This window comes from Nocardioides panzhihuensis, assembly GCF_013408335.1.
Lineage (GTDB): Bacteria > Actinomycetota > Actinomycetes > Propionibacteriales > Nocardioidaceae > Nocardioides > Nocardioides panzhihuensis.
The window spans coordinates 749,796-775,329 of record NZ_JACBZR010000001.1 but is presented as its reverse complement, the minus strand read 5'-3'; the positions used below and the strand labels follow the sequence as shown (position 1 = coordinate 775,329).

The window sequence follows — 25,534 nt, the reverse complement described above, 5'->3', positions numbered from 1 at the left end:
TGTCGAGCGGCGCCAACGCAGCCAGATCGGATGCGAAACGTCGCGTAGCGGGCGTGGATTTGGGAGACACGCCCTAGCGGGCAAGCTTCGCCCGGAGCCGCTCGGCGAGGCGTACGGAAGCCTCGATCTCGACCTTGCGGATCGAGACGGACTCGATGTTGATGCCGAACGGCACGCCGAGCTGACGGCAGAACGACATCAGCTCGAGCGCCGTCGCCTCGGCCTGCTCGAGCGAGGCGTCGAGGGTGTCGGCGGCGTGGCGCAGCTCGTTCTCGATCCAGCGCGGGACGTCCACGCCGAGCCAGCGGAGAAACTCCAGGGTCTTCATCGAGCCGCACACGGAGAAGGTGAACACGAGCGGCACCGGCTCCAGCCCGCGGGTCTCGCACTCGTAGCGGTAGTCGGAGACGAGGTTCTTGGCGGCGTTGACGTCGTAGACGACCTGGGTCACGAAGTAGGAGCAGCCCGCCTCCTGCTTCGCGATCAGGCGAAGGTGCTCGTCGCCCTTGGCCGTGTGTCGCTCGGGGATCGCGACCGCACCGAGGAGCAGGTCGGGGTTGGTCTCGTTCCGGATCTCATGGGCGCGGCGCAGGCTGGTCGAGACCCGCTTCTCACCCGAGGAGGCACCGACGAAGACCGACAGCGCCTTGGCCGGGTCCTGGGTCTTGACCCAGTCCCGCAGCTCCCCCTCGTCGTATTTCCCGGTGGCTCGATAGACGACGGCCGGCACGTCGAGATCGGCGAGGTTGCGCTCGAGGAACTCGGCCGGGTCGAGGGTGCGTACGAACGGGAAGGGCCGTTGCTCGGGGTTGCGATCGGACTCGTCGTCGATGTCGTAGAGGATCAGTCCGTCGACATCCAGCGGCCGGATGCGCTCGAGCGTGACCTCCGCGATCTGCTGCACCCTCTCGGGGTCCGTCGTCACCCTCGGTGGGGTGACGGCGAAAAGCAGAATCTCACCGGCTCGGTCACTGATGCGCTGCTGCAGATCCACAGCCTCAACGCTAGCCGAGGAGTGCCGGCTCGGCGCGTCTGTCCCACCCCAGCGCGCCGAGTCGGCGCATCAGTAGACGCTCGGGCCCGAGACCGGGTCGCCGTAGGTGTCCGGCTTGATCTTGAACAGCTCGGCACGACGCTTGATCGTCTCGGCACGAGCCAGGCGCGGCTTGTCGCTGCCGTCGCGGATCACGCGGCCGCCCTCCTCGAACTTGTGCAGGAACTCGTGGGCCCAGGTCACGTCGGACGGGGTGGGGCTGAACGACTCGTTGATCACCGAGGGCTGCTCGATGTCGAGGCAGAGCTTGCCGGTCATACCCATCGCGACGCCGTCGGCGGACTGCTCACGCAGGAGCGGGTGGCTGCTGCCGACCGTCGGGCCGTCGATCGGGCCGGACAGGTTGCCGATCCGCGAGGCCAGGACCAGCTTGGTCCGCGGGTAGGCCATGGCGAGGGGGTCGTTCTCCGCGCCGGTGTCGCGGCGGTAGTCGCCGGAGCCGAACGCGAGCCGGTAGGCGCCACGTGCGCGGGCGATCGTGGCGGCGTCCTCGATCCCGAGCGCCGACTCGAGCAGCGGGATGACGGGGGTCCCGCCGCCCAGTCGCTGGAAGGTGTCCGTCACCTGGTCGGGCGACTCGGTCTTCGCGAGCATCACGCCGGCGAGCGTCTCGATCCCGGCCAGCGCCGAGATGTCCTCGCTCCAGTCCTTGGTGGTCCAGTCGTTGATGCGCACCCAGGCACGGCCGCCGCCCTTGAGCCAGCCGGTCACGTTCTCACGCGCCTGCGACTTCAGGGAGGTGTCGATCGCGTCCTCCATGTCGAGGATGATCTGGTCTGCGCGGCTGAGCTGCGCGTCGTCGAAGATCTCGGTACGCATCGCGGAGACCAGGAGCCAGGACCGGGCGTTGTGGCCCTCGACTCGGTTGGCTTCGCGCACCTCGCGCTTCTCGGCGATCTGGCTCGTGCTCATCGTTCGTCTATCTCCCTACTGGCGTCCTGGGTGGACGCGATTTTGACGGTAAACCAACGTCTCGGTGACTCGCGAGTAGGAAGCCTGCGGGCAGAGCTGGTTGAGACGTAACCCACATCGAGACCCCTGGAGCCGGGAGACGCTCACAGCCCTCCTGGACCAGCCACCTGGAGCCCAACGGCGTCAACGGGAGCCATATGCGCGATTCAGGACGTAAAAACACGTCGCCGCTCGGATAGTCTGCCGAAGTCCCCCGACGCAGCGTTTGTTCACCGAAGAAGGATTCCTCCCATGTTCAAACGGGCTTGCTTGGCGCTGGCGCTCCTGGCCGGGGCGTCCCTCATGGTGCTCTCACCGGCACCGGCTCATGCGATGACCGACTCATGGGCCGAGTGGGCGCCGGTCTCCGGGACGTCCAACGACTTCTCCACGACGATGACCCAGCGCTCGGCCGGCTTCCCGCAGGCCCAGATGACCAGCGACTCCCGCGCCAACGTCGCCCTCCCCAGCGGCGCGAGCACCTTCCTCGACGCCAGCACGCCGCCGGGGGCGAAGTACGGCTCGAGCCGCGGCTCGGCCTACATCAACCTGCGACCGAAGGCGGACACCCCGAGCGGCGCATCGATCACGACGTACGCCTTCGAGAACCCCACGCCCGACACCGGCTGGGCGTTCGTGCTCGGTGACATCGACTCCGACCAGGTCCAGATCCTGGCGACCGACGAGAACGGCGACCCCGTCCCGGCCGCGGAGATCTCCTCGTGGTTCCAGGAATCGTTCAACTACGCCGGTGGGACCGACCAGCCGATCTGGAACGCGGCCACCTCGACGCTGACCGGCAACCCGACCGCCACCGACACCAACGGCGCCAGCGGCTGGTACGAGCCCGACATCCGGATCACCAGTCTCTCCTTCGTCTTCACCCGCCGCGCCGGGTTCCCGATCTACCAGACCTGGTTCGTGAGCAGGGCGCGGCCGATCGGCGGCGCCGTCACCGACGTGTCCACCTCCGGGTCCTGCCCGGTCGAGGAGTCCGTGCTCACCCTCGTCTCGCCCTACGGCGAGACGCTGGCGACCACGAGCCCCGCCGCCGACGGCACCTACTCCTTCGGCGAGCTCGCCACCCAGGACGGCTACACCGTCCGGCTCGCCCGGCCCGAGGGCTGTGCGACGGTCGGGCAGTCCGAGGCGGCCGTGAGCAACCGTGGCAACGACGACGATCCCGCCTCCCGCGCCGACTTCGAGGTGCGGCAGGTGATCCCGCAGGCCATCAGCGGCACCGTACGCGACTCGGCCGGAGCCTCGGTCCCGGGCGCGACCGTGACTCTCACCCGTCCCGACGGGACCACCGCGACCACGACGACGAGCGTGGACGGCAGCTATCTCTTCGACGACAACGCCACCGACACCGGCTATTCGGTGACTCTGACGGTGCCCGACGGCTACACCGCGGGCCCGGACGGTACGACCCGATCCGACATCACCATCGCCGACAGCCCGGTCACCGACCAAGACTTCGTGGTGAACCAGCTGGCCAGCGTCTCGGGCACCGTGACCGGCGGCGGCAACGGGCTCGGCGGCGTCCAGGTGCGCCTGGTCCCCGCAGGCGGCGGCGCCCCGATCACCACGGTCACAGACGGTGACGGCAACTACCTGCTCGACGGCGTGCCACCCGGCGACTACACCGCCGAGATCGACGCGCCCGAGGGCTACTCCGGCGCCACCACGCGGCCGGTCACCGTGGCCGCGAGCGACGTGACCGGCGTCGACTTCGACCTCACTCGCCCCGGCACGATCGCCGGACAGGTCACCGACGCCTCGTCCGGCGACCCGGTCGCCGGGGTCAACCTCACGGTCGACGGTCCAGACGGACCGGTCGCTGTCACCACCGGCGACGCTGGCGCCTACCTCCTCGAGGACCTTCCTCCGGGCGACTACACCATCACCGTCACCGCGCCCGACGGCATGCGCGTGGTCGGCGAGACGACGCGTACGGTCACGATCACCTCGGCCGGCGAGATCCGCGGCGGGCAGGACTTCCGGGTCGATGAGGTCGCCTCCCCGAGCCCGACGCCGACCCCCACGCCGACCCCCACGCCGACCCCCACGCCGGACCCGACGCCGGACCCGACACCCGACCCGACACCGGACCCGACACCGGACCCGACCGACGTCCCGACGCCGGGCGGAGACGAGAATCCGTCGGCGGCCCCGAACCCGGGACCGCCGACGGAGATCTCATCTCAGAGCTCGCTACCCGAGACCGGCGGCCCGTCGTGGGTGTTCGCCGCGCTCGGCATCTCGCTCATGCTCGCCGGAACAGTGCTCACTGTGACGGCTCGGCAACGCGCCCGAAGGCACGGTTGACCTCTTCGTTGACCACCGAGGTCGCCCAGATCTCCCGCCGCAGCGGGTGATCCAGGATGGCCTCGGGGAAACGCTCACGGATGGCGGTCGGGAAGTACGCCACCAGCCGCTGCGTCATCTCCGGATCCGTGGCCGGATCGGGAAGGCCCTCAGCGACCAGCTCGCGGCCCCGCTCGATCTTGGCCCAAGCGAGCACGACGGCCAGCTCGGGGGCGGTGAGGCCCTCCCCCGCCTCCAGACGGCGAGCCACCTCGGTCGATGACGGCAGCCCCTCGACATCGCGGGTGAGGAGACCGTCGGTGACCCACTCGGCGATCTGACGCTCGTGAGTCTCGAGCAGCTGCGGCGCCGAGGCGACCGCACGGGTCAAGGTCACGTTGTGAGCCTCGTTGTGAGCGAGCACCAGCGCGGCGACCTCGTCGGTCATCTCCTCGAGCAGCTCGTCACGCTCGGCGAGGGTGAGCGAGCCGGCGCGTACCTCACGGTCCAGCAGGATCTTGAGGTTCACCTCGTGGTCGGAGGTGCCGACACCGGCGGAGTTGTCGATCGCGTCGGTGTTGATCAGCCCACCCTTGCGGGCGAACTCGACGCGCGCGGCCTGGGTGATGCCCAGGTTGCCGCCCTCGCCGATGACCCGCACCCGTAGGTCGGCGGCATCCACCCGGACGCCGTCGTTGGAGTGGTCCCCGGCATCGTCATGGCTCTCGTCAGAGGCCTTGACGTACGTCCCGATCCCGCCGTTCCACAGCAGGTCGACCGGCGCGCGCAGGATCGCGCTGATCAGCTCCTGCGGCGTCAGCCGCTTGACGCCGGTCGCGAGACCGAGCGCCTCGCGCACCTCGGCACTGATCGGCACCCACTTCAGCTGCCGCGACCACACGCCGCCGCCTGCCGAGATCAGCGAGGTGTCGTAGGACTCCCAGTTCGACCCGGGCGTCTCGAAGAGACGCTTCCGCTCTCGGAATCCCGTCGCCGCGTCGGGCGTCGGATCGATGAAGATGTGCCGGTGGTCGAATGCAGCCACGAGCCGGATCCGGTCCGAGCGCAGCATGCCGTTGCCGAACACGTCTCCGGACATGTCGCCGACGCCGACCGCGGTGATCTCGTCGACCTGCGGGTCGATGCCGAGCCGCTTGAAGTGGTGCTGCACCGAGACCCAGGCACCTCGCGAGGTGATCCCCATCGCCTTGTGGTCATAGCCCGCCGAGCCGCCGGAGGCGAACGCGTCGCCGAGCCAGAAGTCGTACTCCGCCGCGACCGAGTTGGCCAGGTCGGAGAACGTCGCGGTGCCCTTGTCGGCGGCGACGACCAGGTAGGAGTCGTCGGCGTCGTGACGCACCACGTCGGGCGGCGGCACGATCTCCCCGTCCACCCGGTTGTCGGTGACGTCGAGCAGGCCACGCAGGAAGGTGACGTAGGCGTCGGGACCGGCCACGCCCTTGGGGACGAAGCCGCCCTTCGCGCCACCCGGCACGATCACGGTGTTCTTGACCTGCTGCGCCTTCGCCAGCCCGAGCACCTCGGTGCGGAAGTCGTCGCGCCGGTCGCTCCACCGCAGCCCGCCACGGGCCACGGCGTCGAAGCGCAGGTGCACGCCCTCGACGTTGGGCGAGTAGACGAAGATCTCGTACGCCGGTCTCGGCAACGGCAGGTCGGGCACCTGCTGCGGATCGAACTTGAACGCGAGGTAGTCCCGACCGCGGTAGTAGTTGGTCCGCGTCGTCGCCAGGATCGTGGCGACGTAGCTGCGCAGGATCCGGTCCTGGTCCAGGCTCGCGACATCGTCGAGTGCCTCGATGATCGCCTCGGCCCGCTTCGTCTCGACACGCGTGGTGAGCGAGGGGTCGAAGCGAGTCTCGAACAGCTCCACGATCTGCCGGGCGATGCCCGGGTTGGCGACCAGCGCGCCCGCGATCGTCGCGAACGAGTTGGGGGTGCCGCCCTGGCGCAGGTAGCGGCCGTAGGCGCGCAGCACCGTGATCTGGCCATGGTCGAGACCGGCAAGGACGAGCGCGTTCAGGCGGTCGACCTCGCTGCGCCCGGACCAGGCCTGGTGCAACGCTGCGACCAGCTGGGTGGGCGTGCCGACGGGGGTGCCGGCGTAGGCGAGGCCGAAGTCGTAGATGAACCACTCCTCCGACCCGGACGTGCCGACCCCCTCCAGGTCATAGGGCCGCTCGTCGGTGACCTCGAAGCCGAAGGAGGACAGGATCGGGAGCATCAGCGACAGCGAGAGCGGGCCACCGGTGCGGTAGATCTTGACCCGGAACCCGCCGGGGCTCTCCGGATCCTTGTAGAAGGAGAAGTCGACCGCCTCGCCCTGGTGCGAGAGCAGCTCCAGGCGAGTCAGGTCGGCGGCGCCGGTGTCGGCGTCGAAGTCCTCCTTGTAGGCCTCCGGGAAGGCGTCGAGCACGTGCGAGAGCCGGGCCGCCCCATCCTCTCCGGCGTGGGCGATGACCGCGCTGACCAGGTCGTCGCGCCAGCTCCGGGCGGCCTTGCGCAGCCGCGACTCGAGGCTGTCGACCAGCCCGGGGGTGTCCAGGGCCTTGCCCAGGGACTCCGTGGTGCCGTGGACGACGAAGTGCACCCGGGCCGTGGTGGACTCGCTGATGCGTACGGTGAACTCCAGGTCGGTGCCACCCAGGACATCGAGGAGCACCTTCGAGAACCGCTCGCGGACCGTGGTGTTGTAGCGGTCACGCGGCAGCGAGACGAGCACCGAGACATAGCGCCCGTACGTGTCGGGCCGGACCGCGACCCGAAGGATGCGGCGCTCGATCGCTCCCAGCGCAGCCTCGGCGAGCGCGGTCAGCTCCTCGGCGGAGGCGTGGAAGAGCTCTTCGCGCGGGTAGGTCTCCATCGCGTCGAGCATCGCCTTGCCGGTGTGGCTGCGGGGGTCGTAGCCGGTGTGGTCGAGGACCGCGGCGACCTTGCCGCGTACGACCGGGATCCGGGTCACCGACTGCCGAGCCGACTTCGTGGTGAAGAGCCCGAGGAAACGGTGCTCACCGACCACCTCACCGGCGCCGTTGAAGATCTTGATGCCGACATGGTCGAGGTAGGCGGGCTCCCCGACGGTCGAGCGCGAGTTGGCCTTGGCGAGGACCAGCATGACCTTGTCCCGGGCGTGGGCGGCGACCTTGGGCGGCATCTTGCCGTGGTCGGGAGCCTGCGGCGGGTCGGCGCGCAGGATGCCCAGGCCGGTGCCGGAGCGGCCGCGCAGGTAGTCGCCGTCGAGGCGGTACTCGCGGTAGCCGGTCAGCAGGAAGTGGTCCTCGGCCAGCCAGGCCAGCAGCTCGGCGGCCTCGGCGGCCTCCTCGCGCGGCACGCTGTTGGGCGGGGTGTAGCGCAGACCGGCCGCGATCTCCGCCAGCCGGCGGTGCAGTCGCGGCTCGTCCTCGATGACCTCGCGTACGTCCTCGAGGACGCCCTCCAGACCGGCGACGATCTCCTTGGCCGTGTCGGGGGCGAGACGGTCGATCTCGATGTGCATCCAGGACTCGCGGATGTCTCCTTCGTTCACCCCCTCGAGCGCACCGGTCACGTCACGGGCGACGTCGATGACGGGGTGGACGACGAGATGGATGTCGAGACCGCGGCGGTAGAGCTCGGTCTTGACCGAGTCCACGAGGTAGGGCATGTCGTCGACGACGATCTCGACGACGCTGCGACCTCCGGCGGACCAACCATCTGCAGCAGTGGTGGGGGTGAGGATGCGCACGGCAGCGGTGCCCTGCGGGCGGCTCGCTGCCAGCGCCAGATGTGATCCCACCGCGCCGGCGAGGTCAGCCTCGCTGCGACCGGTGAGCTCCTCAGGGGCTACGTGGCGGAAGTAGGTGGTGCTCGGCAGGCGGAACTGCTGGACCGTCTGCGAAGCTTGGACAGGTTTGATATGCGTCTCCGTTGACACACCTGTCACGGTATCCCGGGAGTACTCCGGATAGGCGGTCGGATCCGAAGGAATCGCCGATGCCAGTCATAGGCCCACAGCACCCTCGCGGAACCGGCCTCTTGAGCATACTCGGGGAATGTGTCGGTTCTCTCGGCCGCTCTACTGATGACTCTGGGGCGACTAGGCGTCATGATGTGTACTTATGAGTAAAAAGCTGTCGATCGACCTGGTCTACGATGCCCCGATCGCAGCCGTCTCCGGGATGCTCGCCGACGCGGCGTTCCGCGAGCAGGTCTGCGACGCCCAGCACGCGCGGTCCAAGAGCGTGGCGGTCACCGGGTCGACGGTGAGCATCCGCTACGAGCAGGCCGTCAGCGGGGTGCCCGGGTTCGCGAAGAAGTTCGTCGGCGACACCATCGAGGTTCACCAGGACGAGGTGTGGTCGGCCGACTTCACCTCTGGCGACCTCAAGCTCACCCTGCCCGGCAAGCCCGGCTCGCTCTCCGGCGTCGTTCGACTGGCCGAGAACGGCCCACGGACCATCGAGACGGTCACCCTGACCGCTACCGTGAATGTGCCCCTGGTCAGCGGAAAGCTGGAGGACCTCATCCTCTCGATCTTCAAGAAGGGGCTCGAGAAGGAGCACGAGGTAGGCACCCGCTGGCTCGCCGGCTGACCCTCTTTCATCCCCGTCCCAACCCGCAGAAGAGCCCCAAAGGATTCGGCAATGACGACGACCCTTCAGCACGAGCTCGTCTACGAGGCCCGTATGGGCGACGTCTCCGCGATGCTGGCTGATCCTGGCTTCCGCGAGCGGGTCGCCGACGCCCAGGGCGCGCTCCGTCGCCGGGTGACCATCGGTGGCGCCCCACGCGAGGTCCGGATCGACCGGGTGCAGTCGACCGTCGGCGTACCCGCCTTCGCGAAGCCCATCGTCACCGGCGACCTCACCGTCCACCAGAACGAGGTATGGTCCTCCGACACGGTCGCCGTTGTGGACATCACCGTCCCCGGCGGCCTCGCCACGCTGCGCGGCAACATCTCGCTCTCCGAGTCCGACGGGCGCACCACCGAGAGCGTGCGGCTGAACATCAAGGTGCCCGTCCCGCTGGTGGGAACCAAGCTCGAGGAGTACGTCGAGCAACTGATGCTGAGGGCCTTCGACCTCGAGCAGGCGGTCGGCGCGGAGTACCTCTCCCGCTGATCTCACCGGTTCTCACCGATTTGGTGCAACCGAACCGGAAAGCCATCCGTCCCTATTGCGGCGGGCACTACGTTGCCGGCCGTATCGGCGCCTCGGATCGGGAGGGTCCTGGGCCGTTCAAGGGGGAACTCGATGGTCAAATCTCGCACTCGCGCCCGGCAGCTGGTCTCGGCCGGCATCGGGCTGGTCGCGGCCGCACTCGTCGTCACCACGACGGTGACGGCGAACTCCGGTGCCGCGAGCGGCACTACCGGAAAGGGCACGCTCAAGCTCGTCGCAGCCGCCGACACCGTCGAGGTGGCGTCCTACGAGGGGGTGGCGTACGTGGAGCCGTCGGTCTGGCTGGCCGCCTATGACGCGGCCTTCGAGTTCCGCGCCAGTCACACGGCCTACGACAAGCCGGTCAAGCTGACCAAGACCGTCATCCGGGGCAAGAAGCGCACCACCACGACCGCGCCGGCCTCGATCGTCGACGGCATGAAGGGCTTCAAGGACGGCCTTCGGGTCACCCTCAAGAACAAGGCCGGCAAGGTCGTCCTCGACGAGAGCCGGCCGCTGTGTCCCGGCGGCTACGACCGGCAACGGGTGCAGACCGACGGCGCGACCGGCCCGGTCTACCCGGAGTTCTGCGGCGGCAACTGGTTCACCAAGGGCGTCCTGTACGGGATCGAGCGGGGCATGGCGGTCCCGACCGTCTCCGACCTCGAGTTCGAGACCAAGGGCGAGACCGCGCTCACCATGACGCTGAGCGTCAGCAAGCCTGTGGCCGACTTCCTCGGTCTGCCGAAGGCCAGCCGCAGCGCCAAGCAGAACCTGGTCATCGTCGACGGGTGCCCCGAGGGCGGCTGCGAGGGCGGCGAGGGCGAGATGAGCACTCACTCTGCCCATGGAGCCGATGAGGACCAGGGCGCTCGCACCGTGGTGCCGCGAGAGTCGCTGGAAGGCGCCGAGGACGGTCGTGGACGCCTCCCGCTCGGCGGCGGCGCCGGAGGTACGTCGCACGGCAAGCCCGCGAAGAGCAGCCTGCCCGACCTCGTCTCCGTGCCCGCCTGGCAGATCTCGACCGCGGTCGACGAGGAGGGCACCGATCGCCTCAACTTCGCCGCCAACGAGTGGAACGCCGGGCCGGCGCCGATGGTCGTCGAGGGCTTCCGTCGCGGCACTTCTCCGGTGATGGACGCCTACCAGATGTTCTACCGCGGCGGTAAGCAGGTCGGGATGAAGCGGACCGGCACCATGGAGTTCCACGAGGCGCCGGAGCACAACCACTGGCACTTCCTCGACTTCGCCAAGTACGAGCTGGTCGATGCCAAGGACAAGGTCGTCTCGACCAGCGGCAAGCAGTCGTGGTGCCTGGTGCCCACCGACCCGGTGGACCTGACCGTGCCCGGAGCGACGCTGCGGCCAGGTCAGACCGGTCTGGAGTCGGCCTGCGGCTCGAAGTCCGCGCTCTGGTTGCGGGAGACCCTGCCGTCCGGCTGGGGCGACACCTACGACCAGTCCCAGACCCAGGCCTTCGACCTCACCAAGGTCAAGAACGGCACCTACCGGATCAAGGTCACCGTCAACCCGGACGGCAACCTCTACGAGACCACCCGGTCCAACAACGTCAGCCATCGCACCGTGATCGTCGGCGGCAAGGCCGGCGCCCGCACCGTCACCGTCCCGCCCTACCAGGGCGTCGACACCGAGACGTGGTGGAACGAGAGGTGAGCTCGGCCTGAGACTGCGGTGCCGGCGCCGATCTACCCGATGAGCTGCGGGATCTCCTGGGTCGCGAACCAGCCGAGGTCCTCGTCGGGGTCGGCGTCGGCGGGCCGGTCGGCCAGATCGGCGTGGACCGCCGCGACGAGCTTGAGCGGGACGATCTGGTCGCCAAGAGCCGCGGGAGCGTCGACGACGACCACGACCCTGCGTCCGGGACCGGCGAGGAGCGCCGCCGAGTCGTCGGCAGCGCTCATCAGCGCGGCGTACTCGGCCTCTTCGCTGTCGTCGGGCGCCGCATAGCCGTCGGCGGTGCCGGGCAGCTCACCGTTGGCGTACCAGTCAGCGAGCAGCTCGAGCGTGGCGGGTACGTAGATGCGGGTCACGCCTCGGATTCTCTCAGACCGCTCACTCGCCGGAGCTCTTGACCACGCGCAGCCCTCGGGGCGCCCGGAAGCGGCGACCCGAGGCGGTGTCGAGCAGCTCGTCCAGCGCCTCGCTGATGCACTGCCCGAGCAGCGACGCGTCGGGCACCAGGTCGCGGTCGGCGGTGATCGCGAAGAAGACCTGGCCGTCGTAGGAGGTCATCCCGATCGCGAGGGTGTGGCCCTCGGCCAGCGGGTGGATCGGATAGGAGGCCACCAACCGGGAGCCGGCCGCATAGCGAGGCTCTTGGGGGCCGGGCACGTTGCACACCGAGAGCAGGTAGTCGTGCTCGCTCTCGGCAGCCACCCGGGAGCCCACCATGTGGAAGGTCGCCGGGGCGAAGCCGCTGATCCCGGCCAGCCGCTGCGCGCTGACGGTGCGGGCGTTGGCCTTGTGCTGCTCGAAGGAGTAGGACACCTGGTGGAGACGGACCACCGGCGAGGGCTCCGCCACCGGCAGCACCACGAAGTGGGGCGCCACCGCGGAACCGAGCTGGGTCGGGTCGAGCTCCTCGTCGATCACCGAGACCGGCACCAGCGCCGGCACCTGGCGTACGCCTGCGAGCGACTCCTGGCGGGTCATCAGCCAGGCGCGCAGACCGCCGGTGACGGCAGCGAGGATGACGTCGTTGACGGTGCCACCGTGGGTGTCCCGGATGCGGCGGAAGTCGGCCAGGTCGGCCTGCAGGGTGACGACCAGCCGCTGCTGGGAGAGCGCTCCGTTGAGCGGCGTGGGCCGCTCCGGAGCCCGGCGGGTGACCACCCGGGCGATGCCAGCGCCCGCGTTCTGGACGTCCTTGGCCACACCGGTGACCCGGCCCAGGGCGAAGCCGCCCAGGCTGCGGGCCGTGCCGGTCAGCCCGCTGACCGAGGTGACCGCGTCGAAGACCGCGCCCGCGACCAGGCGCGCGCTCGACTGAGCCTCGGGCGGCTCCCACAGGTCGGGCACGACCGGCCCGACCTCGGGCTTGTCGTCGAGCAGGAGCTGGACCAGGTCGACGGTCTCGGCACCGTCCACCAGCGCCTGGTGGGTCTTGGTGACCAGCGCGACCCGGTCGCCGGCCAGCCCCTCGATCACATACAGCTCCCACAACGGCCGGGAGCGGTCCAGAGGCCGGGAGACGATCCGGCCGGCGAGGTCGAGGAGCTGCTCCATCGAGCCCGGGCGGGGCAGCGCGGAGCGGCGTACGTGGTAGGTGAGGTCGAAACGGTCGTCGTCGGCCCACACCGGGTAGGCGATCCGACCGGGCACGACACGGACCCGTTGGCGGAAGCGGGGCACGAAGGCCAGCCGGTCCTCGACGTGCTGGAGGAAGGCGCCGTAGTCGAAGCCCTCCGCCTTCGGCTCGATCAGCTCGATGCTCGCCATCTGGTGCGGCACCGACAGCGTCTCCCCGTCCAGGAAGGCCACCTCCCGCGGTCCGAGTCGATCCCGCTGACGCTCGCTCACGGTCACTCGCTGATGCTCGCTCATGTCCTCTCAGCCCCCTCTTTGGTTCGTATGCGATTGTGGCAGACGCCAGCTTGAAACCAGCCCACGAAACGGGGGAGTAATGCGCCTCACGACCCGGATCATCGCGGTCGTGGCTGCAATCTGCGGGATCGCGTCCGTCGCGACAGCCTGCGGAAACGACATCGCCACCGAGCCCAGGACCGACAGCGACCCGGTGGTCGTCGAGATCAACTTCTCCGGTGATTCGGTCGATCCCCACGGGACCAAGATCGACGTCCCCCTCGGGCACGGCGTCGAGCTCGACGTCACCGCCGACGCCGCCGGCGAGGTCCATGTGCACTCCGACCCGGAGCAGTCGGCCGCCTACGGCGTAGGCACGACGCGGATCAGCCTGGGCGCGTTCGAGATCCCCGGTCAGTACGAGGTGGAGTCGCACACCCTCGGCAAGACCATCGTCACCCTCGAAGTCAAGTGATCCTCACCCACGGCGTGGGTGGTCGCCAAGACCTCCCACTGCCGCTCGAGTACGTCATCGCGGGCGCGGTCCTCGCCCTTCTCGTCTCCTTCGGGCTGCTGGTGCTGACCACCAAGCGTGCCGCCGCGGGCAAGGAGATCGCCAGCACGGATCCACAGAGCCGGAACCCACGCGGCTGGCCGCTGCCGCGCCTCGGGCGTGTCGTCGACTCCCCCGCCTGGACTGCTCTGTGGCGCGTCGTCGGAATGGTGATCTTCGCCTACTTCGTCCTGGTCGCCTTCGCCGGGCTCGACAACGCCAACAATCCCATCTTCGGGATGACGTACGTCTGGCTGTGGGTCGGCATCGTCCCGTTCTCGCTCCTCTTCGGACCGGTCTGGAAGGCGATCAGTCCGGCCCGCACGATCGTGGCCGGACTGACCTGGCTGCGCGGCGCCGGCGATCCGCCGCTCCGCCTGCCCGAGCGTCTGGGCTACTGGCCCGCCGCGTTCACGCTGCTCGCCTTCGCCTGGCTCGAGCTGGTCTACCCGGAGAACAACTACCTCGGTCCCGTACGTCTCTGGCTGGCCGTCTACCTGGCCGTGATGATCCTCGGTGGCGTGCTGTTCGGCGAGAAGTTCCTGGAGCGCACCGATCCGTTCGAGGTCTACTCGTCCCTGACCGCGCGCCTGTCGGTGTGGGGCCGGACCGCGGCCGGCAACCTGGTCCTGCGGACCCCGCTCGGCAACCTCGACACGCTGCGTCCGGCGCCGGGCCTGGTCGCGGTGGTCTCGGTGCTCTTCGGCACCATCGTCTACGACTCCTACCGCGAGTCACCGCAGTGGCTCCAGATCGTGCAGAACCCGGAGATCTCCGGGTCCACGGCCTACCTGATCAACAATGTCGCGCTCATCGCGCTGCCGCTTCTCGTCGCCGGGTTCTACTCGGCCGGGACGATGCTGACCGGTGTCGGTGACGTGCCTCGGCGGGCCCTCCCCGCCGAGCTGGCGCCGTCGATGGTGCCGATCATCGCCGGTTACGTCGTGGCCCACTACCTCAGCTACTTCTGGGAGAGCGGGCTGGCCACCTTGCGCAACGCGTCGGACCCGATGGGGACCGGAGCCGACTGGTTCGGGACCGCGGACATGCCGGTCTCCTACTTCTTCGCCTACCACGGCACGCTGTTGGCCGTCATCAAGGTGGCCGCGGTGATCGTCGGCCACGTGCTCGGCGTCTGGTCGGCCCATATCCGGGCGCTTCAGGTGCTTCCGAAACAGCATCTGGTGGTCGGACAGGTGCCTCTCCTGCTGACCATGGTCGGCTTCACCGTCGGTGGGTTGTACCTGCTGTTCGCCGCATAGCGCATCACTGCTTCACGATTCACCCACCTCGCATCCACAAAGAAGCGCAACACTGCCTAAGGTGGGCTAACAGGTTGGCGCCCTGGTTTACGGCCGCTTGCCGAGTCTGGGAGACTGAACCTTATGTCTGGTACCCCCCGCTTCCTGACTCTTGCCGACGTCGCCGAGGTCCTCAACACGTCGAGCGCACAGGTCTATGCCCTTGTCCGCCGTGGTGAGCTGCCCGCTATCAAGATCGGCGGACGTGGCCAGTGGCGCGTCGAGGCCAGTGTCCTCGAGAAGTTCATCGATGACATGTACTCGCAGACCAAGGCCTTCGTGGCCGACCACCCGTTCGTCGAGGCTGAGAGCAGCACCCCTGCGCCCGCAGCCACGCCGGACGCTTCTTGAGTCATAGCAAACTGAACCCCCACAACTAAACCTTCCCCACAACAACGCGAAGAGCTGCCAGGCATTATGCCGAGCAGCTCTTCGCGTCTTGGTTCAGGCGAGGTTCTCGGTCTGCGCGTCGAGCTTGATCTTCAGCTCATGACGGGCGCCGTTGCGCATCACGGTGAACTCGACCGTCTCCCCCGGCTGATGGGCGCGGATGGCGACGATCATGCCGATCCCGTCGGTGACGGTCACGTCTCCCACCTTGGTGACCCGGTCGCCGTCCTTGAGCCCACCGGCGGCCGCCGGTGAACCGGCCTCGACCACCGAGATCAGCGCACCTTTGTGGTCGGCGGCCTGTACGTCGACCGAGGCGCCGACGATCGGGTAGGTGGCCTTGCCCGTCTTCAGGATCTGCGCGGCGGTCACCTTGACCTGGTCGATCGGGATGGCGAAGCCGACGCCGATGCTGCCGCTCTCTCCGCCCTCTCCGCCACCCGCGGTGGCGATGGCCGAGTTGACCCCGATGACCTGGCCGACGAGGTTGACCAGCGGACCACCGGAGTTGCCGGGGTTGATCGCCGCGTCGGTCTGGACGGCATTGATGTAGGAGGTGTCGTCCTCTGTCTGCCCGGTGCTCACCGGCCGCTGGAGAGCGCTGACGATGCCGGAGGTCACCGTGGAGCTGAGCCCCAGCGGCGAGCCGATCGCGACCACGCCCTCCCCGATCCTCAGTCGTGAGGTGCTGCCCAGCGAGGCCGGGTCGAGCTCCTTGATCTCGGGCACGTCGAGGACGGCGAGGTCGTAGACCGCGCTGCGCCCGACCACGTCGGCCTTGTAGCGGCGGCCCTTGTGATCGACGACCTCGATCCTTCCCTTGGCCTTGGCCGCGTTGGCGACCACGTGGTTGTTGGTCACCACGTGGCCGTTCCTGTCGAAGACGAAGCCGGAGCCGGTCGCGGCGTCCTCCACGCCCTGGTATTCGGCGAAGATCTGGACCGTCGACGGCAGCAGCGTCGCGGCCACCTTCACGATGTCGGCGTCGTCGGCGTTCAGTGGCGCGTCGGTCTCGATCGAGCCCGGCTCGAGCCCGCCGCCGGCCAGGCTCGACATGTCGTCCTGGTCCTCGAGCACGCCGCCCGCATAGCCACCGAGCACGCCGAGCAGGAAGGCGACCGCCGCAGCGAGCGCCCAGATCGGGCCGGGGACACGACGGCGCGGCGAGGAACCGGTCGGAGCGCCGGACAACGGGGGCGGTGGACCGTCGAAGCCGGGCAGGGACGGGCCCGGCGGCGGCGCCGAGGGAGGCAGTGGAACGGCGTCAGCGGCCGGCACCGGGGCCGGGGCCACCGGGCTGCCGGGCATGCCTGGCAGCGGCACCTCGGCGGTGTCGCGCTCGTCCTCGCCGAGGCCGTCGGGGGACGACTGCCCGGCCGAGGGCACGTCGGGCGCATCAGTGGGAGGCGCCCAACGGGAGATCGGCCGCGACTGGTCGTCTTGTGGTTCCTGCGTCACGGCACCCATTCTTCCCACTCGCCCCAACAATGGGCAGTCCGGGGCTCGTGTCGTGTCGCTCGGTAGCCGGTCAGCGGCGTACGTGAGCGATGACTGGGGAGCCCGGGGAGCCCGGAACCTGGGTGACCGCGGTGACCGGAAGGTTCCTCGGAACCGGCGCGTCGGCGGGTGCGGCGGCGAAGGCGAACATGCCGAACACCGCGGCGCCGACAGCGCCGCCACCTGCCGCGACCATCACCAACGTACGCCGCATCGACCGAGGGTCGGTGTAAGTCTCGCCGAGGTCGTCGGTGGGCCACACCGACGCGGCCAGGGCGCCCCCGCGAAGCGAGCCCTTCAGATCGGCCGGGGCACAGACCCCGGGGTCGACGCTGAGACCGGCCAGGCGCCGCTTCAACCAGCCCTCGCGCTCGACCGACCTGCGGCACGCGCAGCACTCGTGCACGTGCGCCCAGGCGCGCTCCTCCTCTGCGGCGTCGAGCTGGCCGTCGAGAAGAGCGCTGGTCCGCGCCCCGAGGTGATTGCCGAGAAGACTCATGAAGCCCCGCCCCACAACACCTTGGGCCCGGAGTGGCGCAAGCGCCCCCCGCGCGGGGCGCGGTGGGCGAGGGCGTCACGGAGCATCGCCCGGCCGCGGTGGATGCGCGAGCGGACGGTGCCGAGCTTGGCACCCAGGATCTCGGAGATCTCCTCGTAGGAGAGCCCCTCCACGTCACAGAGCACGACCGCGGCCCGGAAGTCGGGGGGCAGCGTGGCCAGCGCGCGCTCGATGTCGTCGTCGAAGCGCTGGTCGGTGTAGGCCACGTCGGGCGTCGGACCGCTGCTCGTCAGGCGCGAGGCGCGCTCGTCGGAGAGGGCGTCGAAGCGGATCCGCTGCTTGCGGCGGGCCTGGTCGAGGAAGAGGTTGGTGGTGATCCGGTGCAGCCAGCCCTCGAAGGTGCCGGGGCTGTAGGTGTCGAGAGAGCGGAAGACCCGCACGAAGACCTCTTGGGTGAGGTCCTCCGCGTCGGGGCGGTTGCCGGTGAGGCGGTAAGCGAGCCGGTAGACCCGGTCGGAGTGCTTCTCCACGATCTCGTCCCACGTCGGCACGCCCGACGAGGCTCGCTGGTCGAGCTCGTCGAGAGCGGTCTCGTTGGTGGGCTCCGCGGTCATGGTGCTCCTGTGTGCCTCGCTGATCGCTGACATCTCCTACGGTAGATCGCCTAGGACCGGAAGGGCTGAGAGTTGCCTGTGAGGCTCCTATTTTTCCGCTTCCTATGCCCACCTAACGCATGAGTTGGATCAGGCGTTCCCGCACCGTTACACGAAACAGGTTAGGTTTTGCGGTGTGACCAGCCCTGTTTCGCCCGCAAGTTGGACCTACGCCGACGAGTTCGTCGCGGAGGACGACCTTCTCGCTGCCGCCCGTTCCCGGGCCGAGGAGGTCGGAGTCGCGCCCATCGGCCCGGGCGGCGGTGCCACGCTCCGCTTCCTCGCCTCCGTCCTCGATGCCAAGAACGTGGTCGAGGTCGGCACCGGCACCGGCGTCTCCGGACTGTGGCTGCTGCGCGGCATGCGCCCCGAGGGGGTCCTGACCACCGTCGACGTCGAGACCGAGCACCAGCGGCTGGCCCGCCAGACCTTCACCGAGGCCGGGTTCGGGCAGCGACAGGCTCGATGCATCGCCGGCGCCGCCCTCGACGTACTCCCCCGGCTCACCGACAACCACTACGACGTCGTCTTCGTCGACGGCGACAAGACCGAGTACGCCGCCTATCTCAAGGAGGCGCTCCGGTTGCTGCGTCCCGGTGGCGTCGTCGCCTTCGACAACGCGCTGTGGCACGACCGTGTGGCCGACCCGTCCGTACGCGACGAGGAGACCGCCACCATCCGCGAGCTCAACCAGCTGGTCGCCGACAACGACGGCCTGATCCCGCTCCTTCTCCCGGTCGGCGACGGCCTCCTGCTCGCCCGCAAGATCTAGCCGAGACGGCCGAAGCGTCACCCCCGACGGCCGAAGCGTCACTCCGGACGGTCGAGATGGCACCGCGGTGCCATCTCGGCCGACGTACGTGACGTCTCGGCCCGACGTACGTGACGTCTCGGCCGACGTACGTGACGTCTCGGCCGACGTGTGTGACGTCTCGTCAGGAGCCGACGCCGGAGAGCGGGTCGGCGCCGGCCAACCAGCTGAGCAGCACCCGGGCACCGAAGCCGGTGGGGCCGGGGGTGAGCTCGTGGACGTCGGCGTACGCATCACCGCAGGCGACGTCGATGTGGGCCCACGGGACGCCGCCGGTGAAGTGGCGCAGGAAGAGCGCGGCGGTGACGGCGCCCGGCCCACCGGGGGCGTTGTCGGCGTCGGCGACCTTCGAGGCGAGCTTGTCCTCGTAGTCCGCGACCAGCGGCATCCGCCACAGGGTCTCGCCGGAGATGTCGGAGGCCTCGGCCAGCTGCGCGGCCAGCGCGTCGTCGTCGGCGAAGTAGCCGGCCATCGTCTGCCCGAGCGCCACTCGCATGGCTCCGGTCAGGGTGGCGATGTCGACCAGGGCGTCGGGTTTGATCTTGTCCGCTGCGTAGGCCATCGCATCACCGAGCACGAGGCGGCCCTCGGCGTCGGTGTTGGTCACCTCGGAGGTGCGGCCGCCGTAGTGGGTGATGACGTCACCGGGACGCAGCGCGGTGCCAGAGATCGCGTTCTCGGCTGCGGCGATGAGGCCGACCACCTTGACCGGGCAGCCGACCTCGGCCAGCGCGGTCATCACCGAGAGCACCACCGCGCCGCCGGTCATGTCGCGCTTCATGTTGACCATGCCGTCGCCGGGCTTGATGTTGAGACCACCGGTGTCGAAGGTGATGCCTTTGCCTACCAGCACCACCGTCGGCGCCTTCCGCCCGGCCTTGGGAGGCGTGTAGTCGAGCCGGATCAACCGGGGCGGCGTGGCCGACCCTTGGCCGACCGCGACGATGCCCCCGAAACCGTCTGCGGCGAGCTGGTCCTCGTCCCAGACGGTGATCTTCAAGCCGCTCTCGGCGGCCAACGATGTGGCCTGCTCGGCGAGCCAAGCAGGGTTCTTGAGATTGCTGGGGACCGAGGCGAAGAACCGCGCGCGCCAACCGGCGCGCGCGATCGCCTGAGCTCGGTCCAACGCTGCCGCCTGGTCATCACCCAGGTCGGCGAGAGTGATCGTCTCCACCGGCGTCCACGGGGCGCCCTCGGAGCGCCAGTGGAAGAGGAAGGACCCCAGCGTCGCGCCGGCCACGAACGGCTCCAGCGCGACCTCGGGATCGGTCGCCGCGATGGTGGTGACCACATCCGACCTGTCCCGCACGGCGCGAGCCAGCGCCGCCCCTGCCCGCCGGAAGTCGTCGCGACGCTGCGCGCCGACACCGATCAGGAGGATCTGCCGCAGGGTGCCGGAGCCGGTGACGGGGTACGTCGTCACCTCACCGGCGCTGCCGGTGGCACCTTCGAACTCGAGGTGACCCAGGAGGTCGTGGTGGTCGCCCAGATCGGCGGCCCCTGGGCCGATGATCAGCGCGTCGTCGCCCGGGATGACCGGCAGCGCGATGATCTCGGCATCGTGGCTCTCCGGACCGAGCGGGCTCAGCGTGAAGGTGGGCGGCCCGACCTGCGGCGGCAGCGCCTGTGACGGCAGCGTTGTGGTCATCTACGCGTTCAGCCCAAGACCTTTGATCTCTTCGCCGAGCGCGGCAGCCTCGTCGGCGTTCAGCTCGACGACCAACCGGCCACCACCCTCGAGCGGGACGCGCATCACGATGCCCCGACCTTCCTTGGTGACCTCCAGCGGACCGTCTCCTGTCCGCGGCTTCATCGCCGCCATGCGGCACCTTCTTCCGTGTCTCGCGTGTCGGCGCTCACCTGCCGGATGGCCTCGGAGCGCGCATTGCTCCTCCATTATCCCTCATCAGGTCAGCAGACCTGACGGCAAGGTGGGGGTTTCGGCGGGTTGACCTGCCTTGAACCTGTCAGATGACCGAGGTTCCGTAGGCCCAGGTCAGCCAGATCGCGAGGATCACCAGCGTGAGGTGCACCATGATCGCCGCCCCGGAGGCCTCGAAGAATTCTCCGCCACGCTCTCGACGGTCGGCTCCCGCGGATCGGTCGTAGGCATCGTCGTAGCGGTCGTCATAGCCGTGACCGTAGGACTCGTCGTAGTCGTAGCCCTGGTCGTACGCCTGGTCGTACGCCTGGTCGTAGCCCTGCTCGTAACCGGCATAGGCAGGCTCGTCGTAACCCTGGTCCTGCCGGCGTCGACGCGGCTGCGGCCGGGATGCGCGCGGGGCGGGTGCCGGAGGTTCGGCCCAGTCCTGCTCGCGGCCCTGCGCTCGGTCGTGCTCCGGCGGACCGTAGGAGTCCAAGGAGTAGGGATCGTACGCCTCAGGCTGCTGTCCCGACCGCCGAGCAGGCTGCCGGCTCGGGGCCTGCGGTGGCGCCGGCTGGGGTGTCGGCTGGGGTGTCGGCTGGGGCGCTGGCACGAGGTCGGGTCCGGGCGCCGGGCGCGGCGCGGGCTGTGGGGCCGGGCGCGGCTCAGGTTGTGGGGCCGGGCGGGGCGCGGGAGCCGGGGCCGGCGCGGGTGCCGGGCGAGAGGCCGGGCGGGGAGCGGGCGCGGGCTCAGGGCGCGGCTCAGGGCGCGGCGCGGGGCGGGGCGCGGGGCGGGGAGCAGGTCGCGGGGCGCGCGGCGGGCTCGGCTGCTCGCCCGGGTAGTCCGAGTAGCTGCTGTCGCGGCGGTATCGACGATCGGCGAACTCGTCGTGGCCGTCGTTGCGGCGGTCGTCATAGCGATCGTCATAACCACGCGGTCTCCGCTGCGGCGGCTCCTGACGACGCCCCCATGGGTCCTGGCCGCTCTGGGTCCGGTCCGGCGCGGGTGGGCGCGGCTGAGGCTCCTCGGGCGCCGGACGCGGAGGCCTTGGACGCTCTCGCGCCGGCTGCTCCGGAGCTCGCCGCTCCTGCGCTGGGCGCGCCGGCGCCGGGGGCGCTTGCCGCGATCGTTCTTGCCGCGGACGCACTGGGGCCTCAGAGACCGGCGGCTGCGGCGCGGAAGGCCGCTGCGGTGCCGGCGGAGCCGGAGCCGGCGCCGGACGCCCTGCCACCCGGCGACCGCTCTGCCCCTCACGCGGCGGGGCCGGCGCGGGAGCGGGGGCTGGCGCGGGGGCTGGCGTGGGAGCGGGAGCGGAGCCGCGCTCTACCGGGGCCATCACAGCGGTCTCGTCGACACCTCGGGCCGCCCGTCGGGGCTCCGGCCGGCGATCGCCCGGGCGTCCCGGCTGAGCGACCGGCTGCTGGATGGGCTGCTGGACCGGTCGGCGCGGGTCGGCGTAGCCCGCCCGGTCGTCGACCTCGGCATGGACGTCGTGGCCGACATCGGCGTAGCCAGGCTCGCCGTAGCCGTAACCGTCCTCGGCGGCGTACGCCTGGTCGTAGCCGCCGTTGTACGCGTCGTCATAGCCCTCGTCGTAGGCGTCGTCGTAGCCGTAGCCATCGTGGTCGGCGGCCCCGGCACGCTGCTCCTTGAGGCGCCGGAAGAGCAGGTAGAGACCCGCGATCGCGGCGAGCCAGATCCCGAAGAGCCCGACGACGCCCGGGATGTCCCCACCGAGGAAGAAGGACGGCGGCGAGGCGAGGAAGAGCACCCAGACCAGCAGACCGGCGGTGCCGGCGTACAGGTGGATCTTCTGCGGCAGCCCCAACCGCTGCGGCTGCAGAAGGTGTGGCTTGAGATAGGTGAGCGCGACGATGACCGCAACGAGTGCGGTGACGGCGTAGACGAGTACGGCAGCGAAGCTCACGGCAGCGATTCTGTCCTAGACGTCGGGCGAGCCCGAATCGGGCTCGGGCGTGTGTGTGATGAGTCCCGTGACTCCGACCTCGGCACCGGCATGCCCGCCCGCGGTCGACTCACGCCATTCTGCCTCCTCGGCAAGGCGCGCGATCAGGGAGTCCACCTCGGCCATCCGGTAGCCGCGGAACCCCACCGAGAAACGTACGCGGCGCAGGTCTGCCGCCTCGAGAACGCGGTCCCGGGGCACCAGAGCGTCCGGCTGGTCGCCGTACTCCTCCCCCATCGGCGCACCGGCTCCGGCTGCGACGAGGGCGACTCCTCCGAGAGCCAGCACGATCAGTGCCGCGAAGATCCAGCCCATCCTTCAGTCACGCGCCTTCAGCATCAGCTCGACCGCCTCGTCCACGTCGTCGGTGAGGGTGATCATGTCCAGGTCGCTCTGCTTGATCCGCCCGTCGGCCAGCATCGTCTCGCGCATCCAGGTGAGGAGCCCTTCCCAGTGCTCGACGCCCATCAGGACGATCGGGAACTGGGTGATCTTCTTGGTCTGGGAGAGCGTCATCGCCTCGAAGAGCTCGTCCATCGTGCCGAGCCCGCCGGGCATGACGACGTAGCCCTGGGAGTACTTGACGAACATCATCTTCCGCACGAAGAAGTAGCGGAAGTTGAGCCCGAAGCTGACGTAGTCGTTGAGCCTGGCCTCGAAGGGCAGCTCGATGCCGAGGCCGATCGACTCGCCACCGGCCTCGAGAGCGCCCTTGTTCGCCGCCTCCATCGTGCCCGGGCCGCCGCCGGTGATCACTCCGAAGCCGGCCTCGACCAGGCCGCGCCCGACCGCCTCGGCCTGAGCGTAGGTCGGGTGGTCCTGGGGCGTGCGCGCCGACCCGAAGACGCTGATCGCCGGGCCGATCTCGGAGAGGTCGTTGAACCCCTCGACGAACTCGGCCTGGATCTTCATGACCCGCCACGGATCGGTGTGGACCCAGTCGCCGTGGCCGGAGCTGTCGAGCAGTCGCTGGTCGGTGGTGCTACCGGCGGGGCGTCCTTTGGTGGGGCGCGGGCCGGAGCCGCTACGTCGGGTCATGCGGTCAACCAATCACGAAGGGCCTGCTCGCAGGTGATGATCTCGGAGATGTTCACGTGCTCGTCGGCCTTGTGGGCGTACATCGGGTCACCTGGACCATAGTTGACCGCCGGTATGCCGAGAACGGTGAACCGCGCCACATCGGTCCAGCCGAACTTGGGCCCGACCTCGCCGCCGACGGCGTCGATGAAGGCCTTGGCGGCCGGGCGGTCCAGCCCGGGCAGCGCACCGGGCGCAGAGTCGGTGAGGGTGACGTCGTAGCCCTCGAAGAACTCGGTCACGAACGCCAGCGCCTCCTCCTCGCTCCGGTCCGGGGCGAAGCGGAAGTTGACCGTCACCACGCACTCGTCGGGGATCACGTTGCCGGCCACTCCACCGGAGACGAAGACCGCGTTGAGGCCCTCGTGGAACTCGAGCCCGTCGATGACCGGCTTGCGCGGGACGTACGCCTCCAGACGGCGCAGCACCTCTCCCGCCTTGTGGATCGCGTTGACACCGCGCCAGGAGCGGGCACTGTGGGACCGCTCGCCGGCGGTGCGCACCTCGACCCGGAGCGTGCCCTGGCAACCGGCCTCGACGCCGGCGTTGGAGGGCTCCATCAGGATCGCGAAGTCGCCGGCGAGGAGGTCGGGCTCGCTCGCGGCCAGCTTGCCGAGGCCGTTGTGGACCGCCTCGATCTCCTCGGCGTCGTAGAAGACGTACGTCACGTCGCGATTGGGCTTCGCCAAGGTGGCGGCGAGCTTGAGGATGACCGCGTCTCCCGACTTCATGTCGCAGGCACCGAGCCCATGCAGGACGCCGGCGGCCTCGTCCAGGCGGCTCGGGAAGTTGCCGTTGATCGGCACGGTGTCGAGGTGGCCCGCGATGACCACCCGCTCCGGCAGCCCGAGGTCGGTGCGGGCCACGATCGAGTTGCCCCGCCGCTCGACGACGAGGTGGGCGTAGACGCTCAGCGCCTGCTCCACGGCATCGGCCAGCTCCAGCTCGTTGAGGCTCACCGAGTCGATGTCCATCAGCTGCCGGGTCAAGGTCACCACGTCGGTGGTCAGGTCGAGCGTAGCCATGGCACTAGTCAATCAGGGGACCGTTCGGCCACGTGCGCGAGGACACCGTCGATGATCCTGGCCAGCCCATAGTCGAGCTCGCGGGCGGGGTCGGTGGCAGCCTGGTAGGTCTCCCCCGCGGCGGTGCCGACCCGGTTTGCCAGTGGATAGTGGCTGCCGGCCATGACCTCGTTCAACGTGTCGTAGTTGGCGGCCCACCACTCCGCCTCCGTCATCCCGGTGACCTTCTCGGCGCGCCGCTTCATCAGCTCGCTGCGGGCGATGTTGCCCGCGAACCCCATCAGCACCGCGACCGTCTGGTCCATCTCCAGATCGGTGAGCCCGAGGCCGTCGACGGCCTGCAGCTGCCACTCGTAGCGATCGCTCATGTTGGGCCCCAGCCAAGGGCGTACGTCCTGCACCTCGAGCAGCCAGGGATGGGCACGGAGCTCGTCGTGCTGGAGCCTGGCGAGCAGCTCGAGTCGCTTGCGCGGATCCTCGGGCAGGTCAGGCAGCACGGTGCGACCGGTCACCTGGTCGGCCATGAGCACCAGCAGCGCGTCCCGGTTCGGCACGTACGAGTAGAGCGTCATCGCCCCCAGGCCGAAACGCTGGGCGATCGCGCGCATCGTCACCGCGGCCAGGCCCTCGGCGTCGGCGAGGTCGATCGCGGCGTCGACGACCTCGTCGACGCTCACCTTCTGCTTCGGACCCCGCTTCGTCTTCGGCTCTTCGGGCGCCACGGTCCGATGGCGCCACAGCAGGCGCAGGGACGGGTCCGACTGGTCTGGCTGCTCCGGCACGACGCTCATCGTAACCTCCTCCAGAAAAATTTCGTACATGGTACGGAACAAATGCTACAGTCGCTCCGTTGACATCTTCGTACAGCGTACGAAATTGAAGGAGCG

General features: G+C 69.5%; 23 protein-coding genes. 8 read left to right on the top strand and 15 right to left on the bottom strand.

Going from position 1 to position 25,534, the window contains the following annotated elements; genetic code table 11:
• Nucleotides 1-73: 73 nt before the first annotated feature.
• Together BJ988_RS03570 and BJ988_RS03565 are read right to left on the bottom strand one after the other, a co-directional pair.
• Complete coding sequence (locus tag BJ988_RS03570) at nucleotides 74-994, bottom strand: methylenetetrahydrofolate reductase (RefSeq protein ID WP_179656747.1); 921 nt, start codon at nucleotides 992-994, stop codon at nucleotides 74-76.
• 69 nt (nucleotides 995-1,063) lie between these two features.
• Nucleotides 1,064-1,966, bottom strand: coding sequence for an HpcH/HpaI aldolase/citrate lyase family protein (locus BJ988_RS03565; RefSeq protein ID WP_218860576.1), 903 nt, complete (start codon nucleotides 1,964-1,966; stop codon nucleotides 1,064-1,066).
• A 291-nt stretch (nucleotides 1,967-2,257) separates the two neighbouring features.
• Here BJ988_RS03565 and BJ988_RS03560 point away from each other — a divergent pair, with 291 nt between their 5' ends.
• Nucleotides 2,258-4,333, top strand: coding sequence for an MSCRAMM family protein (locus BJ988_RS03560; RefSeq protein WP_179656746.1), 2,076 nt, complete (start codon nucleotides 2,258-2,260; stop codon nucleotides 4,331-4,333).
• Here BJ988_RS03560 and BJ988_RS03555 read toward each other — a convergent pair.
• Nucleotides 4,293-8,243 carry an NAD-glutamate dehydrogenase gene (locus BJ988_RS03555; protein WP_343051447.1) on the bottom strand — a complete coding sequence of 1,317 codons (3,951 nt, stop codon included), beginning with the start codon at nucleotides 8,241-8,243 and terminating at the stop codon, nucleotides 4,293-4,295. The two genes, BJ988_RS03560 and BJ988_RS03555, sit on opposite strands and share 41 nt — an antisense overlap.
• Before the next feature lie 184 nt (nucleotides 8,244-8,427).
• Here BJ988_RS03555 and BJ988_RS03550 point away from each other — a divergent pair, with 184 nt between their 5' ends.
• From BJ988_RS03550 to BJ988_RS03540, 3 genes are all read left to right on the top strand, one after another.
• Nucleotides 8,428-8,901: a DUF2505 domain-containing protein gene (locus BJ988_RS03550; RefSeq protein ID WP_179656744.1), complete on the top strand. Its 474-nt coding sequence runs from the start codon at nucleotides 8,428-8,430 to the stop codon at nucleotides 8,899-8,901.
• Nucleotides 8,902-8,952: 51 nt separating this feature from the next.
• Nucleotides 8,953-9,429 carry a DUF2505 domain-containing protein gene (locus BJ988_RS03545; protein WP_179656743.1) on the top strand — a complete coding sequence of 159 codons (477 nt, stop codon included), beginning with the start codon at nucleotides 8,953-8,955 and terminating at the stop codon, nucleotides 9,427-9,429.
• Nucleotides 9,430-9,561: 132 nt separating this feature from the next.
• Nucleotides 9,562-11,142, top strand: a complete 1,581-nt coding sequence (locus tag BJ988_RS03540; protein ID WP_179656742.1) for a lysyl oxidase family protein — start codon at nucleotides 9,562-9,564, stop codon at nucleotides 11,140-11,142.
• A gap of 32 nt (nucleotides 11,143-11,174) precedes the next feature.
• Here BJ988_RS03540 and BJ988_RS03535 read toward each other — a convergent pair whose 3' ends face one another.
• Together BJ988_RS03535 and BJ988_RS03530 are read right to left on the bottom strand one after the other, a co-directional pair.
• Nucleotides 11,175-11,519 carry a DUF6912 family protein gene (locus tag BJ988_RS03535; RefSeq protein WP_179656741.1) on the bottom strand — a complete coding sequence of 115 codons (345 nt, stop codon included), beginning with the start codon at nucleotides 11,517-11,519 and terminating at the stop codon, nucleotides 11,175-11,177.
• A 22-nt stretch (nucleotides 11,520-11,541) separates the two neighbouring features.
• The gene (locus BJ988_RS03530) at nucleotides 11,542-13,032 is read right to left on the bottom strand and encodes a wax ester/triacylglycerol synthase family O-acyltransferase (protein ID WP_179656740.1); all 1,491 of its coding nucleotides are present in this window, start codon (nucleotides 13,030-13,032) and stop codon (nucleotides 11,542-11,544) included.
• 79 nt (nucleotides 13,033-13,111) lie between these two features.
• Between BJ988_RS03530 and BJ988_RS03525 the strand changes: the two genes are divergently transcribed.
• The 3 genes from BJ988_RS03525 to BJ988_RS03515 all read left to right on the top strand — a co-directional run bounded on the left by BJ988_RS03525 (nucleotide 13,112) and on the right by BJ988_RS03515 (nucleotide 15,216).
• Nucleotides 13,112-13,486: a hypothetical protein gene (locus tag BJ988_RS03525; RefSeq protein WP_179656739.1), complete on the top strand. Its 375-nt coding sequence runs from the start codon at nucleotides 13,112-13,114 to the stop codon at nucleotides 13,484-13,486.
• Complete coding sequence (locus BJ988_RS03520) at nucleotides 13,483-14,826, top strand: hypothetical protein (RefSeq protein ID WP_179656738.1); 1,344 nt, start codon at nucleotides 13,483-13,485, stop codon at nucleotides 14,824-14,826. Before BJ988_RS03525 ends, BJ988_RS03520 begins: the two co-directional genes overlap by 4 nt.
• Nucleotides 14,827-14,949: 123 nt before the next feature.
• The gene (locus tag BJ988_RS03515; protein WP_179656737.1) at nucleotides 14,950-15,216 is read left to right on the top strand and encodes a helix-turn-helix domain-containing protein; all 267 of its coding nucleotides are present in this window, start codon (nucleotides 14,950-14,952) and stop codon (nucleotides 15,214-15,216) included.
• A gap of 93 nt (nucleotides 15,217-15,309) precedes the next feature.
• On the opposite strand, the gene BJ988_RS03510 is transcribed toward BJ988_RS03515, so the two are convergent.
• The 3 genes from BJ988_RS03510 to sigE all read right to left on the bottom strand — a co-directional run bounded on the left by BJ988_RS03510 (nucleotide 15,310) and on the right by sigE (nucleotide 17,865).
• The gene (locus BJ988_RS03510) at nucleotides 15,310-16,713 is read right to left on the bottom strand and encodes a S1C family serine protease (protein ID WP_343051445.1); all 1,404 of its coding nucleotides are present in this window, start codon (nucleotides 16,711-16,713) and stop codon (nucleotides 15,310-15,312) included.
• Nucleotides 16,714-16,783: 70 nt separating this feature from the next.
• Complete coding sequence (locus BJ988_RS03505; RefSeq protein ID WP_179656736.1) at nucleotides 16,784-17,251, bottom strand: anti-sigma factor; 468 nt, start codon at nucleotides 17,249-17,251, stop codon at nucleotides 16,784-16,786.
• The gene (sigE, locus tag BJ988_RS03500; RefSeq protein WP_246321396.1) at nucleotides 17,248-17,865 is read right to left on the bottom strand and encodes an RNA polymerase sigma factor SigE; all 618 of its coding nucleotides are present in this window, start codon (nucleotides 17,863-17,865) and stop codon (nucleotides 17,248-17,250) included. The genes BJ988_RS03505 and sigE overlap by 4 nt, the downstream gene beginning before the upstream one ends.
• 175 nt (nucleotides 17,866-18,040) lie before the next feature.
• Here sigE and BJ988_RS03495 point away from each other — a divergent pair, with 175 nt between their 5' ends.
• Nucleotides 18,041-18,676 (top strand): class I SAM-dependent methyltransferase, encoded by a 636-nt coding sequence (locus BJ988_RS03495; protein WP_179656734.1) that lies wholly within the window; start codon nucleotides 18,041-18,043, stop codon nucleotides 18,674-18,676.
• Nucleotides 18,677-18,839: 163 nt separating this feature from the next.
• Here the strand turns inward: BJ988_RS03495 and BJ988_RS03490 are convergent, their stop codons facing one another.
• The 7 genes from BJ988_RS03490 to BJ988_RS03460 form a co-directional block, all read right to left on the bottom strand.
• Nucleotides 18,840-20,363, bottom strand: coding sequence for a leucyl aminopeptidase (locus BJ988_RS03490; protein WP_179656733.1), 1,524 nt, complete (start codon nucleotides 20,361-20,363; stop codon nucleotides 18,840-18,842).
• On the bottom strand, nucleotides 20,364-20,537 hold the full coding sequence (locus tag BJ988_RS03485; protein ID WP_141781546.1) for a DUF3117 domain-containing protein: 174 nt from the start codon (nucleotides 20,535-20,537) through the stop codon (nucleotides 20,364-20,366).
• Nucleotides 20,538-20,682: 145 nt separating this feature from the next.
• Nucleotides 20,683-22,506, bottom strand: a complete 1,824-nt coding sequence (locus tag BJ988_RS30075) for a hypothetical protein (RefSeq protein WP_218860572.1) — start codon at nucleotides 22,504-22,506, stop codon at nucleotides 20,683-20,685.
• A 15-nt stretch (nucleotides 22,507-22,521) separates the two neighbouring features.
• Complete coding sequence (locus BJ988_RS03475) at nucleotides 22,522-22,860, bottom strand: DivIVA domain-containing protein (RefSeq protein ID WP_179656732.1); 339 nt, start codon at nucleotides 22,858-22,860, stop codon at nucleotides 22,522-22,524.
• Between the two features lie 3 nt (nucleotides 22,861-22,863).
• On the bottom strand, nucleotides 22,864-23,583 hold the full coding sequence (locus tag BJ988_RS03470; protein ID WP_179656731.1) for an LOG family protein: 720 nt from the start codon (nucleotides 23,581-23,583) through the stop codon (nucleotides 22,864-22,866).
• Nucleotides 23,580-24,647, bottom strand: a complete 1,068-nt coding sequence (gene dapE / locus BJ988_RS03465; protein ID WP_179656730.1) for a succinyl-diaminopimelate desuccinylase — start codon at nucleotides 24,645-24,647, stop codon at nucleotides 23,580-23,582. Before dapE ends, BJ988_RS03470 begins: the two co-directional genes overlap by 4 nt.
• Before the next feature lie 8 nt (nucleotides 24,648-24,655).
• On the bottom strand, nucleotides 24,656-25,438 hold the full coding sequence (locus BJ988_RS03460) for a TetR/AcrR family transcriptional regulator (RefSeq protein WP_179656729.1): 783 nt from the start codon (nucleotides 25,436-25,438) through the stop codon (nucleotides 24,656-24,658).
• Nucleotides 25,439-25,534: the final 96 nt, after the last annotated feature.

Bases quoted from the DNA above. Each gene is read 5' to 3' on its own strand.
- BJ988_RS03565 (WP_218860576.1), bottom strand. From the start codon at position 1,966: ATGAGCACGAGCCAGATCGCCGAGAAGCGCGAGGTGCGCGAAGCCAAC.
- BJ988_RS03560 (WP_179656746.1), top strand. From the start codon at position 2,258: ATGTTCAAACGGGCTTGCTTGGCGCTGGCGCTCCTGGCCGGGGCGTCC.
- BJ988_RS03550 (WP_179656744.1), top strand. From the start codon at position 8,428: ATGAGTAAAAAGCTGTCGATCGACCTGGTCTACGATGCCCCGATCGCA.
- BJ988_RS03545 (WP_179656743.1), top strand. From the start codon at position 8,953: ATGACGACGACCCTTCAGCACGAGCTCGTCTACGAGGCCCGTATGGGC.
- BJ988_RS03540 (WP_179656742.1), top strand. From the start codon at position 9,562: ATGGTCAAATCTCGCACTCGCGCCCGGCAGCTGGTCTCGGCCGGCATC.
- BJ988_RS03530 (WP_179656740.1), bottom strand. From the start codon at position 13,032: ATGAGCGAGCATCAGCGAGTGACCGTGAGCGAGCGTCAGCGGGATCGA.
- BJ988_RS03525 (WP_179656739.1), top strand. From the start codon at position 13,112: ATGCGCCTCACGACCCGGATCATCGCGGTCGTGGCTGCAATCTGCGGG.
- BJ988_RS03515 (WP_179656737.1), top strand. From the start codon at position 14,950: ATGTCTGGTACCCCCCGCTTCCTGACTCTTGCCGACGTCGCCGAGGTC.
- BJ988_RS03505 (WP_179656736.1), bottom strand. From the start codon at position 17,251: ATGAGTCTTCTCGGCAATCACCTCGGGGCGCGGACCAGCGCTCTTCTC.
- sigE (WP_246321396.1), bottom strand. From the start codon at position 17,865: ATGACCGCGGAGCCCACCAACGAGACCGCTCTCGACGAGCTCGACCAG.
- BJ988_RS03490 (WP_179656733.1), bottom strand. From the start codon at position 20,363: ATGACCACAACGCTGCCGTCACAGGCGCTGCCGCCGCAGGTCGGGCCG.
- BJ988_RS03485 (WP_141781546.1), bottom strand. From the start codon at position 20,537: ATGGCGGCGATGAAGCCGCGGACAGGAGACGGTCCGCTGGAGGTCACC.
- BJ988_RS03475 (WP_179656732.1), bottom strand. From the start codon at position 22,860: ATGGGCTGGATCTTCGCGGCACTGATCGTGCTGGCTCTCGGAGGAGTC.
- BJ988_RS03470 (WP_179656731.1), bottom strand. From the start codon at position 23,583: ATGACCCGACGTAGCGGCTCCGGCCCGCGCCCCACCAAAGGACGCCCC.
- dapE (WP_179656730.1), bottom strand. From the start codon at position 24,647: ATGGCTACGCTCGACCTGACCACCGACGTGGTGACCTTGACCCGGCAG.
- BJ988_RS03460 (WP_179656729.1), bottom strand. From the start codon at position 25,438: ATGAGCGTCGTGCCGGAGCAGCCAGACCAGTCGGACCCGTCCCTGCGC.